13 protein-coding genes are annotated in these 16014 nt (G+C 62.0%); 7 read left to right on the top strand and 6 right to left on the bottom strand.

Going from position 1 to position 16014, the window contains the following annotated elements:
* Window positions 1-29: 29 nt before the first annotated feature.
* The 4 genes from FP2506_RS07765 to FP2506_RS07780 form a co-directional block, all read right to left on the bottom strand.
* The gene (locus tag FP2506_RS07765) at window positions 30-365 is read right to left on the bottom strand and encodes a GlpM family protein (protein ID WP_007066885.1); all 336 of its coding nucleotides are present in this window, start codon (window positions 363-365) and stop codon (window positions 30-32) included.
* A 14-nt stretch (window positions 366-379) separates the two neighbouring features.
* The gene (locus FP2506_RS07770; protein WP_007066886.1) at window positions 380-2008 is read right to left on the bottom strand and encodes an acyl-CoA synthetase; all 1629 of its coding nucleotides are present in this window, start codon (window positions 2006-2008) and stop codon (window positions 380-382) included.
* A 44-nt stretch (window positions 2009-2052) separates the two neighbouring features.
* The gene (locus FP2506_RS07775; RefSeq protein WP_148227505.1) at window positions 2053-3663 is read right to left on the bottom strand and encodes a long-chain fatty acid--CoA ligase; all 1611 of its coding nucleotides are present in this window, start codon (window positions 3661-3663) and stop codon (window positions 2053-2055) included.
* Window positions 3664-3787: 124 nt separating this feature from the next.
* Window positions 3788-5449 carry an electron transfer flavoprotein-ubiquinone oxidoreductase gene (locus FP2506_RS07780; protein WP_007066888.1) on the bottom strand — a complete coding sequence of 554 codons (1662 nt, stop codon included), beginning with the start codon at window positions 5447-5449 and terminating at the stop codon, window positions 3788-3790.
* A gap of 175 nt (window positions 5450-5624) precedes the next feature.
* Here FP2506_RS07780 and FP2506_RS07785 point away from each other — a divergent pair, with 175 nt between their 5' ends.
* The 3 genes from FP2506_RS07785 (at window position 5625) to FP2506_RS07795 (ending at window position 8428) form a co-directional block, all read left to right on the top strand.
* On the top strand, window positions 5625-5954 hold the full coding sequence (locus FP2506_RS07785; RefSeq protein WP_040489553.1) for a DMT family transporter: 330 nt from the start codon (window positions 5625-5627) through the stop codon (window positions 5952-5954).
* Between the two features lie 50 nt (window positions 5955-6004).
* A complete protein-coding gene (locus tag FP2506_RS07790; protein WP_007066890.1) occupies window positions 6005-6931 on the top strand; it encodes a uracil-DNA glycosylase in 927 nt (308 codons plus the stop codon).
* Between the two features lie 201 nt (window positions 6932-7132).
* Entirely contained in the window at window positions 7133-8428 is a 1296-nt protein-coding gene (locus tag FP2506_RS07795) for an MFS transporter (RefSeq protein WP_007066891.1), read from the top strand.
* A 27-nt stretch (window positions 8429-8455) separates the two neighbouring features.
* Here the strand turns inward: FP2506_RS07795 and FP2506_RS07800 are convergent, their stop codons facing one another.
* Window positions 8456-9841, bottom strand: coding sequence for a GntP family permease (locus tag FP2506_RS07800; protein WP_007066892.1), 1386 nt, complete (start codon window positions 9839-9841; stop codon window positions 8456-8458).
* 159 nt (window positions 9842-10000) lie between these two features.
* Between FP2506_RS07800 and FP2506_RS07805 the strand changes: the two genes are divergently transcribed.
* From FP2506_RS07805 to FP2506_RS07820, 4 genes are all read left to right on the top strand, one after another.
* Window positions 10001-11143 carry an FAD-dependent oxidoreductase gene (locus tag FP2506_RS07805; RefSeq protein ID WP_081448297.1) on the top strand — a complete coding sequence of 381 codons (1143 nt, stop codon included), beginning with the start codon at window positions 10001-10003 and terminating at the stop codon, window positions 11141-11143.
* Between the two features lie 81 nt (window positions 11144-11224).
* Entirely contained in the window at window positions 11225-13327 is a 2103-nt protein-coding gene (gene recG, locus FP2506_RS07810; protein WP_007066894.1) for an ATP-dependent DNA helicase RecG, read from the top strand.
* A gap of 106 nt (window positions 13328-13433) precedes the next feature.
* Window positions 13434-13988: a sugar O-acetyltransferase gene (locus FP2506_RS07815; RefSeq protein WP_007066895.1), complete on the top strand. Its 555-nt coding sequence runs from the start codon at window positions 13434-13436 to the stop codon at window positions 13986-13988.
* A gap of 186 nt (window positions 13989-14174) precedes the next feature.
* Window positions 14175-15119, top strand: a complete 945-nt coding sequence (locus tag FP2506_RS07820) for a glutaminase (protein WP_007066896.1) — start codon at window positions 14175-14177, stop codon at window positions 15117-15119.
* Window positions 15120-15134: 15 nt separating this feature from the next.
* Here FP2506_RS07820 and FP2506_RS07825 read toward each other — a convergent pair whose 3' ends face one another.
* Window positions 15135-15818: a DUF502 domain-containing protein gene (locus FP2506_RS07825; protein ID WP_007066897.1), complete on the bottom strand. Its 684-nt coding sequence runs from the start codon at window positions 15816-15818 to the stop codon at window positions 15135-15137.
* Window positions 15819-16014: the final 196 nt, after the last annotated feature.

The raw sequence follows: 16014 nt of genomic DNA on the forward strand, positions 1-16014 counted from the left end.
AGCCAATACCGGTTCCGCCCGCCGAGGTCTTACGTGTTCCGCATGATCCAGAAGACGGCTCCAACGGTCAAGAACCAGGCGGCCACGCCGCCGAGGATCGCGAGCTTGTAGTCGACCTTGAGGGCGAGTCCGTAGGCGACGGCGAGGAAGACGAAATAGGCGGGAATCGTCTTCATTCCGGCGAGCGCCGTGGTGCGGAAGCCGGCTGGATCGCCTTTCGCTCCGACTGCAATGAGCGCGATGATGGCGAAGGTCGGCGCGAGCGGCAGGATACCCGGCAATACATCCCCCTTCTTCGAGGCGATGACGATCAGCGCGGTCAGGATACCGCCGACGATTCCCTTCCAGACGAATTCGTACACCATCGCGGCATCCGCTATCAGAGCGCCTCGGCCTTTTTCCGCAGCACGAATTTCTGGATCTTGCCGGTGGAGGTCTTCGGGAGCTCGTCGAAGATCACAGTTTTCGGTGCCTTGAAGCGGGCCATGTTTTCCTTGCAGTACTCGATGACCTCCTCTTCAGTCATCGTTTCGCCTTGCCGTAAGACGACGAAGGCACAAGGCGTCTCGCCCCACTTCTCGTCCGGCCGTGCGACGACGGCGGCTTCTGCAATCTTGTCGTGCTTGTAGAGAACGCCCTCGATCTCGATCGAGGAGATATTCTCGCCGCCCGAAATGATGATGTCCTTCGAGCGATCCTTGATCTCGATGTAGTTGTCCTCGTGCATGACGGCCAAGTCGCCCGAAGCGAACCAGCCGTTACGCAGGGATTTCTTGTTGGCCTCCGGGTTCTTTAGATAGCCCTTCATCACGTTGTTACCGGAAAAGAAGATCTCGCCGATCGTCTCGCCGTCCTTCGGCACCGGCTTCATCGTGTCGGGATCGGCGACCATGATGTCGTCGAGCACGGTATAGCGAACGCCCTGCCGCGCCTTCATGGCGGCGCGCTCGTCGTCCGGCAGACTGTCCCATTCGGACTTCCAGGCGCAGACGACAGCGGGCCCGTAGGTCTCCGTCAGGCCGTAGGCGTGGGTGACGGAAATCCCCATCGCCTCCACCCGCTTGATGACGGCGGCCGGCGGCGGCGCGGCAGCGGTCATGGCGTAGATCGGCGACGGTAAATCCTTCTTCAGTTCGTCCGGTGCGCTCGCCAGCGTGTTGAGAACGATCGGCGCGCCGCAGAAATGCGTTACCTTCTCCTGCCGGATGAGATCGAGGATTGGCTTCTCGCGAACGGCCCGAAGGCAAACGGCGGTGCCGGCGAGCGCAGCCAGCGTCCAGCAATAGCACCAGCCATTGCAGTGGAACATCGGCAGCGTCCAAAGGTAGACCGGATGCGGCTTGATCCCCCAGTCATGGGCATTGGAAAGCGCGTTGAGATAGGCGCCGCGATGGTGGTAGACGACGCCCTTCGGATCGCCGGTGGTGCCGGACGTATAGTTGAGGCTGATCGCCGACCACTCGTCGTCGGGCTTCCAGTATTCGGCGTCCGCATCTCCCTCGGCGAGGAGGTCGTCGTAGGTCATCGCGCCGATCGGGCCGTTGTCGCCCTCGTACATCTCGTCCGGAACGTCCACCACAAGCAGTTCGCGGCCCGCCTTCTCGACCGCGCCCTTGGCGACGTCGGCAAATTCTGGGTCGACCATGAAGATGTCGGCCTCGGCGTGGTTGAGGATGAAGCCAACGGTCGCCGCGTCGAGCCGCGTGTTGATCGTGTTGAGCACACCGCCGGTCATCGGAACTGCGAAGTGGAGTTCGAACATTTCCGGCGTGTTGGCGAGGATCACCGAAACCGTCTTGCCGGGACCGATCCCACGCTTCTTCAGCGCGTTCGCCATCTTCTTCACGCGGTTGAACGTTTCGCCCCATGTCCGGCGAATCTTGCCGTGCACGACCGCGGTGTAGTTCGGATAGACTGATGCCGCGCGCTCGATGAAGGCAATCGGTGACAGCTGAACGTAATTAGCGCCGGTCTTCGGAAGATCGGTCTCGTAGATATTGGCGGTCATGCGGCTTCAGTTTCCTCCGAGTTGTCTTGGTCGCGAGCGCTTCTTCAAAGCATATCTCGAATATCGGTCTTGCGCAGCTTGCCCGTTGCGGTGTGGGGCAGGTCGTTCACGATGCGCACGTCCTCGGGGATGCACCATTTTGCGACTTTGCCCTCGTAGAAAGTCTGCATGTCGGAGCTTGAGGGCGCGTCGGCGCCGTCCTTGATCACCAGGAACAGCACCGGCCGCTCGCCCCACTTTTCGTCAGTCTTCGCGACGACGGCAGCCTCCTTCACGGCCGGATGGCCGGTGGCGACGTTTTCAAGTTCGATGGAGGATATCCACTCGCCGCCGGACTTGATGACATCCTTGGTGCGATCGACGATCTTCACGTAGCCGTCCGCATCCATGGTGACGACGTCGCCGGTCTCGAACCAGCCGTCGTCACGGAAGGCAGGGCTGTCGCTGTCGCGACCAAAATAGCGCTCCGCGACCCACGGCCCGCGCACAAGGAGCGCGCCATACTCCTTGCCGTCGCGTTCGACTTCCACGCCATCCGCGTTCTCGACGCGGAACTCCATGCCGAACATCGGCCGCCCCTGCTTGGCATTGATCTCGAGGCGTTCTTGGTCGGACAGCCCGCGATGCTTCGGCTTCAGTGCGCTCGCAAGGCCGACCGGGCTTGTCTCGGTCATACCCCACGCGTGGCGAACCGAGACGCCCAGCTTGTTCATCCGCTCGATCAGCGGCGCGGGCATCGCCGAGCCGCCCACGGCGACCCGATCGAGCGTTTTAAAGGTCGCGCCCTGCTCTTCCATATGCGCCGTCAGGCCCATCCAGACCGTCGGCACGCCGGCCGACATCGTGACGCCCTCTTCGTCGAACAGCTTCTGAAGGCTCGCACCGTCGAGGTTTGCGCCGGGCATCACCATCTTCGCGCCCATCATCGGGCAGGCGTATGGAAGCCCCCAGGCATTCACGTGGAACATCGGCACGACGAGGAGGGCGCAGTCGGTGCCTGCGATGCCGATACTGTCGATCCAGCTGATCGCCATGGCGTGGAGCACGGACGAGCGGTGCGAGTAGAGAACGCCCTTCGGATTGCCCGTCGTGCCAGACGTATAGCAGAGGCTGCAGGCGGTGTTCTCGTCGAGCTGAGGCCAGTCATAGCTCTCCGGCTTTCCGGCGATCAGGTCCTCGTAGGCGACGAGATCGGAAAGGACGTCTGAGTTCGGCACTTCGCCCGTTTCGCCGAGAACGACGATCTTCGCTCCCGACGGGATCTTGTCGGCAAGCTTTTCGAGAAGCGGTACGAATATCGGCTCGACGAAGATCATCCGATCCTCAGCATGGTTCAGGATGAACGCCACCTGATCGGGGAAGAGCCTCGGATTGATCGTATGGCAGATCTTTCCGGAGCCGCCGACGGCAAAATAGAGCTCCAGATGACGGTTGGAGTTCCAGGCAAGCGTCGCGATCCGGTCGCCCTCGCCCATTCCGAGCTCGTCAAGCGCATGAGCAAGCTGCGCCGACCGCTTCGCCACCTCGCCGTAGGTCTTGCGGGTGATGGCGCCGCCCGGCCCTGCGGAAACGACTTCGGTATCGGTATGGTACTTTGCTGCATGTTCGAGAATGCTCGAAACCAACAGCGGCACGTCCATCATCAAGGCCTGCACGCGTGTCTCCTCCCAAAGACGTTTGCGAGCCAAGCTAACACGGATTTTTCACAATTCGCTCCGGTCTTGACCGGTCCTCCATCTGCGTCGCCCGATCTGCTTACGTCCATGGTCCAAAGCGAGTTCACATCTCCTGATACACAGGCCCCTCACCCCCCTGAGGCGGGACCCAATTGATGTTCTGGTTCGGGTCCTTGATGTCACAGGTCTTGCAGTGAACGCAGTTCTGGCCGTTGATGACGAAAGTCTCCTCACCGCCCTCAGTCTTCCATTCGTATACGCCGGCCGGGCAGTAGCGCTGGGACGGGCCGGCATAGACGTGAAGTTCCGATGAGTGCTGGAGCGCCGGATCCTTCACCTGAAGATGGACCGGCTGATCCTCTTCGTGATTGGTGTTCGAGAGATAGACTGACGACGCCTTGTCGAAGGTCAGTTTACCGTCCGGTTTAGGATAGGTGATCGATTTGTGCTTCTCGGCGGGCTCCAGGCATTCGTGATCGGGTTTGCCGTGGGCCTTCGTGCCGAACAGCGAAAAGCCGAACAGCGAGTTCGTCCACATGTCGATGCCGCCAAGAACGATGCCGAGAGCTGTCCCATACTGCGACCAGAGCGGTTTGACGTTGCGCACGGGCTCGAGATCCTTGCCGATCGCTGAAGACCGCCATGACGCATCATAGTCTTCGAGCCGGTCGTTCGCACGTCCCTTCGCGATCGCGTCAGCCGCCTTCTCTGCCGCCAGCATGCCCGACCACATGGCGTTGTGCGCACCCTTGATGCGCGGCACGTTCACGAAGCCTGCCGAACAACCGATCAGCGCCCCTCCCGGAAAATCGAGCCGGGGCACGGATTGCCATCCGCCCTCGGTGATCGCTCGCGCGCCATAGGCGATGCGCGTGCCGCCCTCCAGCAGTTCGGCGATGTTCGGATGGGTCTTGAACCGCTGGAACTCCTCGAACGGCGAGAGGTAGGGGTTCTTGTAGTTGAGATGGGTGACGAAGCCGACATAGACCCGGTTTCCACCGAGATGGTAGACGAAGGAGCCGCCGCCGGTGCCGCCCTCAAGCGGCCAGCCGAAGGAGTGCTGGACTCGGCCAGGCTTCGACTTTTCCGGCGAAATCTCCCACATCTCCTTGATTCCGAGGCCGAACTTTTGCGGCTCACGGTCCGTGTCGAGGCCGTAATATGAAATCGCCTGCTTCGCCAGCGAACCGCGAACGCCTTCGCCGAGGAACACATATTTGCCCATCAGCGCCATGCCGCGCTGGTATTGTGGGCCCTCCCCTCCCTCGCGGGTAACACCCATATCGCCTGTGGCGACGCCAATGACGCGGTTCTCCTCGTCCCGCAACAGTTCGGCAGCAGCAAAACCCGGATAAATCTCGACACCGAGGGCTTCGGCCTTTTCAGCCATCCACTGGCAGACGAGACCGAGCGAGACGACGTAATTGCCGTGATTGTTCATCAGCTTCGGCATAAGAGCGTTCGGCAGGCGGACTGAACCTTGCGGGCCGTAATAGTAGAAGCGATCCTCGGTAACCTTGACGGTGATCGGCGTTTCTTCCTCGCGCCATTCAGGCAGGAGCTTATCGAGCGCAGACGGATCGAGAACATTGCCCGAAAGAATATGCGAGCCGACCTCGGCTGCCTTTTCGAGCACCACGACCGAGAGGTTCTCATCGAGTTGCTTCAGCCGGATGGCAGCCGCGAGTCCGGCCGGTCCGGCGCCGACGATCACGACGTCGAATTCCATCGATTCGCGCGGTTCGGTTTCGGATGTCGAGGCCATGGCTGAGGATCGCTTTCGAAGTCGCAGCCAGCGGCGCTGGCAATTCATTATGTTGGTTTCGTTCTAATGGCTTCGTTCGAAGCGTCAAACGCGCTTTGACGTCTGCGCCTTGCTTCCGCGGGGTCGCGGGTCCAGAAGGCGGGATCGGAAGCCTGCGCTGAAGCGATCCTCGTTCGTGACCTACATTTACCTTCTCATTGCCATCCTATGCGAGATTGTCGGCACGACGGCGCTCAAAACGACCGACGGTTTCACGCGGCTTGCGCCATCGCTCGTTACGATCATCGCTTATGCCCTTGCCTTCTATTTTCTCTCCCTCCCGCTCCGCTCGCTACCCGTTGGCATCGTCTATGCGATCTGGTCGGGCACCGGGATCGTACTTCTCGCCCTCATAGACCTCTTCTGGTTTCGCTCATCGATCGATTTTGCGGGCTTTGCAGGCCTTTCACTGATTCTCGCCGGCGTTCTCGTGATCAATCTCTTTTCGCAGACGGTCGGCCACTGAAGGGCGAAAATCGCCTATCGTGCTCGCGCCTTCTTGGCTAGAACGCTGGAATGGCCGACGAACATCGCGCAATCGAGCTGAAAAACCAGGCGATCGCCCTTCTGAATTTCTATTCGGAGGCCGGGATCGACACGTTCTGGGGCGATCATCCGCGCGATCGTTTCGCCGAGACGCGTGCGGAAATCGAGCGCCGTTCGGGTGGCCGAGGCTCACCGGCCACGACGACGCAACCGACGCGGCGGAACGAAGAGGCGAGCCCCCAAGCTTCGCCCGCAGCCGCGAGCGCTCCGGTTCGCGACGCGCGCCTCGACGAGGCGCAAGCGGGCTTTCCCGCGCCGTCCCTCCCGATCTCGGGCGATGCGGCGATTGCCGACGCGCGGGAACGCGCCCGATCCGCCGCGAGCCTCGCCGAACTCGAAGATGCGCTGCGCTCCTTCGAAGGTTGCGCGTTGCGCGTCACGGCAAAATCCTGCGTCTTTGGAAACGGACGGGAGGACGCCGACCTCATGCTGGTCGGCGAGGCTCCCGGCCGCGACGAGGACCTTGAAGGCGAGCCATTCGTCGGAAAATCCGGCCAGCTCCTCGATCGGATGCTTCTGTCGATCGGCCTTGAGCGCGAGGCGGTACGGGTCACCAACACCGTCCCCTGGCGTCCGCCCGGCAATCGCCAGCCCACGCCCGTCGAGACCGCCATGTGCCTCCCGTTTCTGCAGCGGCATATAGAGCTGGTGCGACCGAAGATCCTCGTCGCACTCGGCAATCCCGCCTCGATCGCATTGCTCGATGCGAAAGAAGGAATTCTTCGTCTGCGCGGCAAGTGGAAGAGCTACACGATGGGCCTCGGCGAGAACGACCAGATCCCCGCCATGGCGATGCTGCATCCAGCCTATCTTCTCAGGAATCCTGCACAAAAGCGCTTGGCATGGCGAGATCTTCTGATGCTGAAGGCGAAGCTCGAAGACCTCACTACGAAGTGATTGTCCCGCCTTTTTGCCGATTTTGGGCCGGAAATCCGTGCGGCGGCAACGTATTGCTCGCGGATTGCTCCAAAACGCGAATTTGGGTGCCAGTTGAGTGCCGGCCTGTCGCCCATTTGCCTCTCGTCAGCGCCATCTTTCACGGTTAATGCCCCCGCCGCCGGACATGGGTCTGCATGTCCGGTCAAATGCGAGGACGTCATGCAGTTCACCCGACAGATTATCCCGATCACCGCTCTTCTCGTTTCCACCTTCTTCCTCATGGCGGGTGCGGGTCTTCAAGGCATTTTGTTGCCCGTCCGCGGCGCAATCGAAGGCTGGTCGAGTTACGAGATCGGACTATTGGGTACGAGTTATGCAATCGCGTTCACCGGCGCTTGCGTTGTCATGCCGATCATCGTCCGCAGTGCAGGCCACGTGCGTACGTTCTCCTCGCTATCGGCGCTCCTCGCCATCTCCGTCCTGTTATCGGCGATACTGGTCGACTCGATCGCCTGGATCATTTTCCGGGCCATGGCGGGCCTGGCGCTGGCTGGCTGCTACATGATCGTCGAGAGCTGGCTGAACGAACGCGTCACGAACGAGACGCGCGGCGCGATCTTCTCAATCTACATGGTTGTGACCATGTCCGCGATGATGGCTGGTCAGTATATCCTGCCGCTGACCGATCCGGCCCTTGCGACATCCTTCATGGTTTGCGCGATCCTTTTCTGTCTCGGCGTGATGCCGACCGCTCTGTCGCGCGCGCCAGCGCCTGCGCCGCTTTCCAGCGTCACCATCGACATCAAGCTCCTGTTCCGGAACTCCCCAGTGGGAGCAGTCGGCGTTCTCCTCGCGGGAGTCATGTCAGGCGCATGGAATAATATGGCGCCCGTCTTCGGCCAGCAGATCGGGCTATCGACCACCGAGATTGCCTCACTCACCGTGGTCGCGATGGCCGGAGGCATCGTTTTCCAGATTCCGCTCGGCCGGATATCTGACAAGACCGACCGGCGCTACGTCATGCTGGCGGTCGGCGGCATCGGTATCTTTATTGCAGCGGCCGGCGCACAGCTCGGCGCGTCAGGCGCCTCGCTGCTTCTTGCGGGTGCCTTCGTCATCGGCGGGGTGGTCTATCCGTCCTATTCGCTGGCGGTCGCTCATTCGAACGACCATGCCGACCCGAACGACTTCATCAAGATATCGAGTGGCCTGCTTATTCTATACGGTATCGGTACGATGATTGGCCCGCTCTACACTGCCTACCTGATGGAACTGTTCGGCCCGGTCGGCATCTTCCAGGCGATCGGCGCCGCGGCCGCCCTCTATGCAGCCTACGCCTTCTACCGCACGTTCCGCCGAGGCGCGCGTCCGGTCGACGAGCGCAGTGACTTCCAGACGATCCCCCTACCCCGAACCCAAACTCCACTCACCATCGCCCTCGACCCCCGTTTCGACACGGGCAGCGAGGACGAGGACCAGACACCCAAAGAGACCGTGGCAGCCGCTATCAAATAGGCGGAGGTTGGCCGCCGGGCTCCATCGTCAGATGACCCCGATCGTGCCGAGGACGATCGCGACGATGGTCGCGGCGACCGGAATGCAAACCGCGACGACGAAGATGTCCGCATAGGACTGGCGGTGCGTCAGGCCGCAGATGCCAAGGAGCGTGATCACGGCGCCGTTGTGCGGCAGGGCGTCGAAGCCGCCGGAAGACAGCGTCGTGATCCTGTGCATCAGCTGTTCCGAAATACCCGCCGTCTCGGCAAGCTCCGCGAACCGGTCGCCGAGCGCCTCCAGGGCAATCGACATCCCGCCGGATGCAGAGCCCGTGATGCCGGCGAGGACGTTCGTCGCGACCGCGACGTTGATTAGCGGATTGTCGGTCAGGCCGAGCACCGCGTCTCGTACGACGAAAAAGGCAGGCAGAGACGCGATGATCGCGCCGTAGCCGACCTCGGACGCGGTGTTGAAAACCGGCAGGAGCGAGCCGAAGGTGCCCTTGTTCACTGAGGTCTTGAGATCGGTCAGGCGCTTGTAGTTCAAGCCGACCAGCAGGAGGATCGAGAGGACGAGGGCCGCGATGATCGCCCAGATGCCGCGCACGTCGCCGATCTCGATCTCGCCGAACTCCTCCGTGCTGAGATAGCTCGTATCCATCGCCGGAATGAAGACATAGGTGAAGAGCGCGTTGAGCACGATCACGGCGATCGCTGGGGCCATCGCCACCCAGAAGGACGGCGCGTCGCCCTCGATCTCGGCCGACTCGCCGATCGCAGACTCCTCGTGCTCGCCATAGCCCTCGTTGCGGCCGGCCGCCCGTTTCGCGCGGAAGTTCAGCCAGGCGATACCGCCGATCATCATGATGAGCCCCGCGACGACGCCGATGATGGGCGCGGCGAAAGGCGTCGTGCCGAAAAAGGGCATCGGGATCGCGTTCTGGATCGCCGGCGTTCCCGGAAAGGCCGTCATCGTGAACGTGAAGGAGCCGAGCGCGATCGCCGCCGGAATCAGGCGCTTCGGCAGATCGCCGCGTTTGAACATCGCGGCGGCGATCGGATAGACCGCGAAGGCGACAACGAAGAGCGAGACACCGCCATAGGTGAGGATACCGCAGGACAGGACGATCGCCGCGATGGCGTTGCTCGGTCCGAGCCTTCCCACGATCGTCTCGGCAATGGCGCGAGCCGAACCGGAATCGGCCATCAGCTTGCCGAAGATCGCTCCCAGCAGGAAAAGGGGGAAATACTGAATGACGTAGTCGCCGAGCGCCGTCATGAAAATCTGCGTATAGGTGCCGAGCAGCGTGAATTCGCCGTTGAGGACGAGCGCCAGAAGCGCCAGAAGCGGCGCGAGGATCAGCACCGTGATCCCTCGATAGGCGAGATACATCAGAAGGCCGAGGGAGAGGACGATGCCGATGAGACCCATGCGGTCAGGCTCCAGGTTCGGTGGACGGATTTGCGATGCGGCAACCGTTTTGTTCGGTAGCGAACTAGAGCTGCCGTCGGTTCGGAGAACGGGCGCGGCGCGAAACTGGTGTGTCGTCGCGCCGAGCTCCCTCGCCGCCGACTTGCGACAAAAATCTGCATGACGCACAGAGGCAGGAACGGACTGAAGACCCGTATTCTTCTAGTGGGAGCAGGCCATGCGAACGTCCATGTGCTCGAGGCCTTCGGCAAGCGCCCGGAAACCTCGGTCGAGCTAACGCTGGTCACGCCGCAACGCCGTACGCCTTATTCCGGATCTCTGCCTGGCTATCTGGCGGGGTTCTATACGGTGGAGGAGATGACGATCGACGCAGCGGGGCTCGCCGGTTTCGCAGGCGCCGATCTCCACCTCGACCGCGTAGTTGCGATCGACCCGGATGCACGGATTGCGACGCTTGGAAACGGTTCCTCACTCGAATATGACCTTCTCTCGCTCGACATCGGCTCCCAGCCCGGGACGGGCAAGGCCGAGGCAGGCGTGCCGGTCAAGCCGATCGATCGCTTCAAACAGACCGTCGCCGATATTCTTGCCAAGGCGAAATGCGGCACTGAGCCGTTCCGGCTTGCCGTGGTCGGAACGGGTGCGGCAGGCGTAGAGCTGGTCTTTGCCTTCGCCGCACGCCTTCCTGCAGAGATCGGTGCGCGACCATTCGAACTGACACTTGTCGGCGATCAGGAAGAAATCCTTACCGACCGTTCGCCGCGAACCCGTGCGCGCATGACGAAAGCTTTGCGGAAGAAAGGCATCCGCACGGTTCTCGGCTCGCCGGTAGCGCGAAGCCGCGAGGATCGCATCATCCTCAAAAACGGCTTCGAAATCGAAGCCGACGCCATCGTTTGGGCGACGACGAGCACGGCGCAGGATTGGTTGACGGAAACCGGCCTAGCTCTTGATGCGCAGGGCTTCGTCAGTGTGGACGAGAGCCTGCGAAGTTGCTCGCATCCTAACGTCTTCGCCGCTGGCGACATCGCCGCCCTGCCTGATCCGCGCCCCAAGGCCGGCGTCTTCGCGGTCCGCGAAGGCCCAGTCCTAGCCGATAATCTTCGCCGTGCAGCGCACGGCATGCCCCTGCGCCCATACCGTCCGCAGAAGGATTGGCTCAGCCTTCTCTCAACCGCCGACGGCCGTGCGGTGGCAGATAAGTGGGGCTATTCCTTCGAAGGACGTTGGGTCTGGTGGTGGAAGGATTGGAACGACAGCCGCTTCGTGAAACGCTTCAATCGGCTCGCTCAAAAGCGGTAGGGAGTGCCGCGTTGCAGCACGCACGGTACCCGGCCGGCCGAAGGCTTGCCAAACCGCCCTACAGTCAGCAAACCAACGGCCATGCGACCCGCAATTCTCGACCCTCTCTTCGCTGCCGTGACGACACTCGATGGGGTCGGTCCAAAGGTCGCCGGGCTGCTGCAGACCCTGCTCGTCCGGCCCGGACAAACGCTGCGCGTGCGCGACCTCCTCTTCCATCTGCCGAGCGGTCTGATCGATCGGCGGCGACGCGAGGAAATTCTCTCCGCCGGCCAGGGCGCGATCGTGACGCTGACCGTCAGGATTGATCGACATCAACCGCCGGGACGGGCCCAGTCGAACGCGCCTTACCGCGTCTTCGCTCAGGATGAGACCGGCGAGATCGCCCTCACCTATTTCCGCGCGAAAGCCGCTTGGCTCGAAAACCTGCTCCCGGTCGGTGAGAAAATGCTCGTCTCCGGCAAGGTCGAATGGTTTAACGGTCGCGCACAGATGGTGCATCCTGATTTCGTCGCCCCGCTCGCCGAGGCCGAAAACCACTCGCTGGTCGAGCCGATCTATCCGCTGACGGCCGGTCTATCAGGCAAGGTGTTGAGGCGGGCTATCGCACAGGCACTTGAGAAGACACCGGATATGCCGGAATGGATCGAGCCGGGCGTCCTCAAGCGTCAGACCTTTCCAGGCCTCAAAGACGGGCTTGCGCGGCTACACGACCCATCCGACGCGATCGATCTCGATCCGGCCTCCCCCGCCTTCCGCCGGCTCGCCTACGACGAGTTCCTGGCCAACCAGCTTGCCCTCACGCTCTCGCGCCAGAAGATGCGCGGCAAATCCGGTCGGTCGCTCGAGGGCGACGGCTCGCTTCTCGCCAGACTGAAACATGCCCTGCCCTTCGAGCTGACGGAAGCGCAGGTCAGCGCCGTCGGCGACATTCTCGCCGACATGAAGAGCCCGGAGCGCATGCTGCGACTCCTTCAGGGCGATGTGGGGGCCGGAAAGACCGTCGTCGCACTCATGGCGATGGCCCGGGCAGCGGAGGCTGGCGTTCAGTCCGTCCTTCTCGCGCCGACGGAAATTCTCGCCCGCCAGCATGCGAGCGGGCTTTCCAAGCTCTGCGATGCCGCCGGCATCACCCTCGAAATTCTCACCGGCCGCGACACCGGAAAGGCACGCGATGCCAAGCTCGGCCGCATCGAGAGCGGCGACACCCAGATCGTCGTCGGCACCCACGCGCTTTTTCAGGAGGGCGTCGACTATCACGATCTCGGTCTCGTCGTCGTCGATGAGCAGCACCGCTTCGGCGTGCACCAGCGGCTGCAACTCTCCGCAAAGGGCAAGCGGCCCGACCTGTTGGTGATGACCGCGACGCCCATTCCGCGCACGCTGGTTCTCGCCGCATTCGGCGACATGGACGTCTCTCGTCTTGTCGGCAAACCCGCAGGCCGCAAGCCGATTGCCACGGTCGCCCTTCCGGAGGAACGCCTGCTCGACATCGTCAAGCGCATCGGCTCAGCGGTCGAGGGCGGCGACCGGGTTTACTGGGTCTGTCCGCTGGTGGAGGAAAGCGAGAAGAGCGACCTTACCGCCGCCGAAGAGCGCGCCGAGGTGCTGCGGAAATTCTTCGGAGACCAGGTCGGCCTCGTCCACGGTCGCATGAAGGGCGAGGAGAAAGATGCCGCGATGGCCGCCTTCCAGGCGGGCACTACGCGGATCATCGTCGCGACAACTGTGATCGAGGTGGGCGTCGACGTGCCGGATGCTTCGATCATCGTCATCGAGCACGCCGAGCGTTTCGGCCTCTCTCAACTCCACCAGTTGCGCGGCCGGGTTGGCCGCGGCAACAAGGCCTCCTCCTGCGTGCTCCTCTACCGGCCGCCGCTGGGCGAGACCGCGTCGGCCCGGCTCAATATCATGCGCGAGACCGAAGACGGCTTCCGCATCGCCGAGGAAGACCTGAAACTTCGCGGCGAAGGCGATCTCCTCGGCACCCAGCAATCCGGAATGCCCTTCTTCCGCCTCGCCCGGTTGGAGCACCACGCCGACCTGATGGAAGTCGCCCGCGACGACGCGAGGCTGATACTCGCAACGGACCCGGAGCTTAAATCAGCGCGCGGCGAGGCATTGCGGACGCTGCTCTATCTGTTCGGAAAGGACGAGGCGGTGCGGTTGTTGCGGTCGGGATAAGGACATGGTGCCTAAGACGTCCGTTGCCGATCCAGTATTGTCATTCATGTTCTGTCACGACACATCGATGATTAGACGTCACACACCCTAAAGGGGCAAGGGATCGATGGTCACACAAAAACAGAAGATGCTTGCCGGCGAGCCTTATATGGCGAACGATCCTGAACTCGAGGCCGATTACGCACGCGCTCAATCCCTCCTGACAGCCTTCAACGCCACACAGGCCGACGACGCGAACGGTCTCGTCCGTATACTTAAAAACCTCCTCGGCCATCTCGGGGCCGACACGATCGTCAAGCCGACCTTCCGGTGTGACTACGGCTCCAACATTCGCATCGGCGCGAGAAGCTTCGTGAACTACGACTGCGTACTTCTCGATTGCAACATGATCACGATCGGCGAAGAGGTACAGATCGCACCTGGCGTCCACATCTACACCGCGACCCATCCGCTGGATGCTGCAACTCGCCGCATTGGCCTTGAAAGCGCGCATCCGGTGGTGGTCGGCGACGGCGTGTGGTTGGGCGGACGGGTAGTGGTATGCCCGGGTGTGACAATCGGCGAGAACACGGTCGTCGGTACGGGCAGCGTAGTCACGAAGAATTTGCCGCCGAACGTCCTGGCCGTGGGAAACCCGTGCCGAGTCGTTCGCTCGCTCTGAAAGCGATTTTTTGGCGAGGCGGCGGAACGAATTCGACAGTCAGTTTCGCACCCAAACCCGATTTCACCCGCAATACCCGCTCTTGCCGAATAGACCCTCAGCGTTCCTGGCTTGCCGATCCCGCCCAACCATCGCATAGCCGGGACGTGCCGCCGTCGAGGCGGCGCGTTCGAGCGAGATCATGCCATGCCTCACGAAACCCTAGACACCGTCGTCTCCGAAATCGCGGAGGAGATGCGCGCACGGCCAGATCGCGGGAAAGTGGCGAGTTACATCCCGGAGCTTGGCCGAGTCGATCCGAACCAATTTGCAATCACGGTCGTGACCCAAGACGGGCACGTAGCCAGCGGCGGCCAATGCGACATCCCATTCTCGATCCAGAGCGTCTCGAAAGTGTTCACTCTCACCCTGGCGCTCGGACTGGCAGGGAACCGGCTGTGGAACCGGGTAGGACGCGAGCCCTCAGGCTCTCCGTTCAACTCCATCGTACAGCTGGAGCACGAGCGTGGAATTCCCCGCAATCCGTTCATCAATGCCGGCGCGATCGTAGTGACCGACCACGTTCTCGCAGGCCACCAGCCGCGCGAGGCGATCGGCGAGATCCTGCGCTTCATGCAGTTCCTCGCCGACGACGAGTCGATCTACATCGATCACGACGTCGCAGCTTCCGAAGAGGCGCATGGCTTCAACAACCGCGCGCTCGCCAACTTCATGAAGGGGTTCGGCGCTCTCGACAATCCGGTGGAGTACACCCTCGGTGTCTACTTTCACCACTGTGCCATCGCCATGACATGCCGGCAACTCGCCACCGCCGGGCGTTTTCTTGCGAATAACGGCATCCGGCCGGAGACCGGCTATTCCGTCGTAACGCCCGAGCGGGCGCGTCGCATCAACGCGATCATGCTGACCTGCGGCCATTACGACGGCTCGGGGGAGTTCGCCTACCGGGTCGGCCTGCCGGGCAAGAGTGGCGTCGGCGGCGCGATCCTTGCAATCGTACCGGGACGAGCCTCGATCTGCGTTTGGTCACCAGGCCTCGACACCACCGGAAACTCCCATCTGGGCCGCATCGCACTCGAAATGCTCACGACACGGCTCGGCTGGACCGTGTTCGGGCCGGGTGCGGTCTGAGCTAGCCCGGTTCGACTATTCCGCCGCTTCCCGGCGCTCATGCTCCTCGATCACTCGCTCCGCCTCGGCCTGGGTCATCGGAGCAGTCTTCTCGTCGCCGGTCACGAGACCGGAGGAGACGACGAGCTTGAGCGCCTGTTCGATGCTCATCTTCAGGATGCGCACGTCTTCCTTGGGTACGAACATCAGAAAGCCGGAGGTCGGGTTCGGCGTCGGCGGCATGAAGACGGCGAGCATTTCCTCGCCCTGGTCCGACAGCACCTTGGCAACCTCGCCTTTTGCCGTTGTCGCAATAAGGACGATCGCCCAAACACCCTTGCGGGGGTACTCCATGAGACCCGCGGTCTTGAAGGAAGAAGAACGGTCAGCAAGCACCGTCTCGAAAATCTGCTTCAACGCAGTATAGACCGTGCGGACCAACGGCATGCGTCCAAGAACGGTCTCCCCCCATTTGACGATCGTCCGCCCGATGAAGTTCGCTGTCAAAAAGCCGATCATCGTGATGATCATCAAGGCAACGATCAGCCCGAAGCCGGGAATAGCGAACGGCAGATAGGAATCGGGGAGAAATTGCGTCGGGATGTAGGGCTTCACCCAGGAATCGGTCCATTGCATGAAGGACCATGTGATCCAGGCCGTAATCGCCAGCGGCGCGCAGACGATGAACCCCGTCAGAAAATAGTTGCGCAGACGCGCCATGTATCGATGCCCCGTTGCTGCCGGCTGGCAGGCTGCAAGTCAATGGTATCGCGTCCGGTGTGCAGCGCCATAACCATCGTGTCCGTCTGAGGAATTTGCAAGAGTTTCAATTCATCGCAACGCACGAAAGGCAGGCAAGTCGCTCGGACTCGATAAGCTGAAAACTCTACTGGACGGCAATGGCTCCAATGTCGAC

Source organism: Fulvimarina pelagi HTCC2506 (assembly GCF_000153705.1).
Taxonomy (GTDB): Bacteria; Pseudomonadota; Alphaproteobacteria; order Rhizobiales; family Rhizobiaceae; genus Fulvimarina; species Fulvimarina pelagi.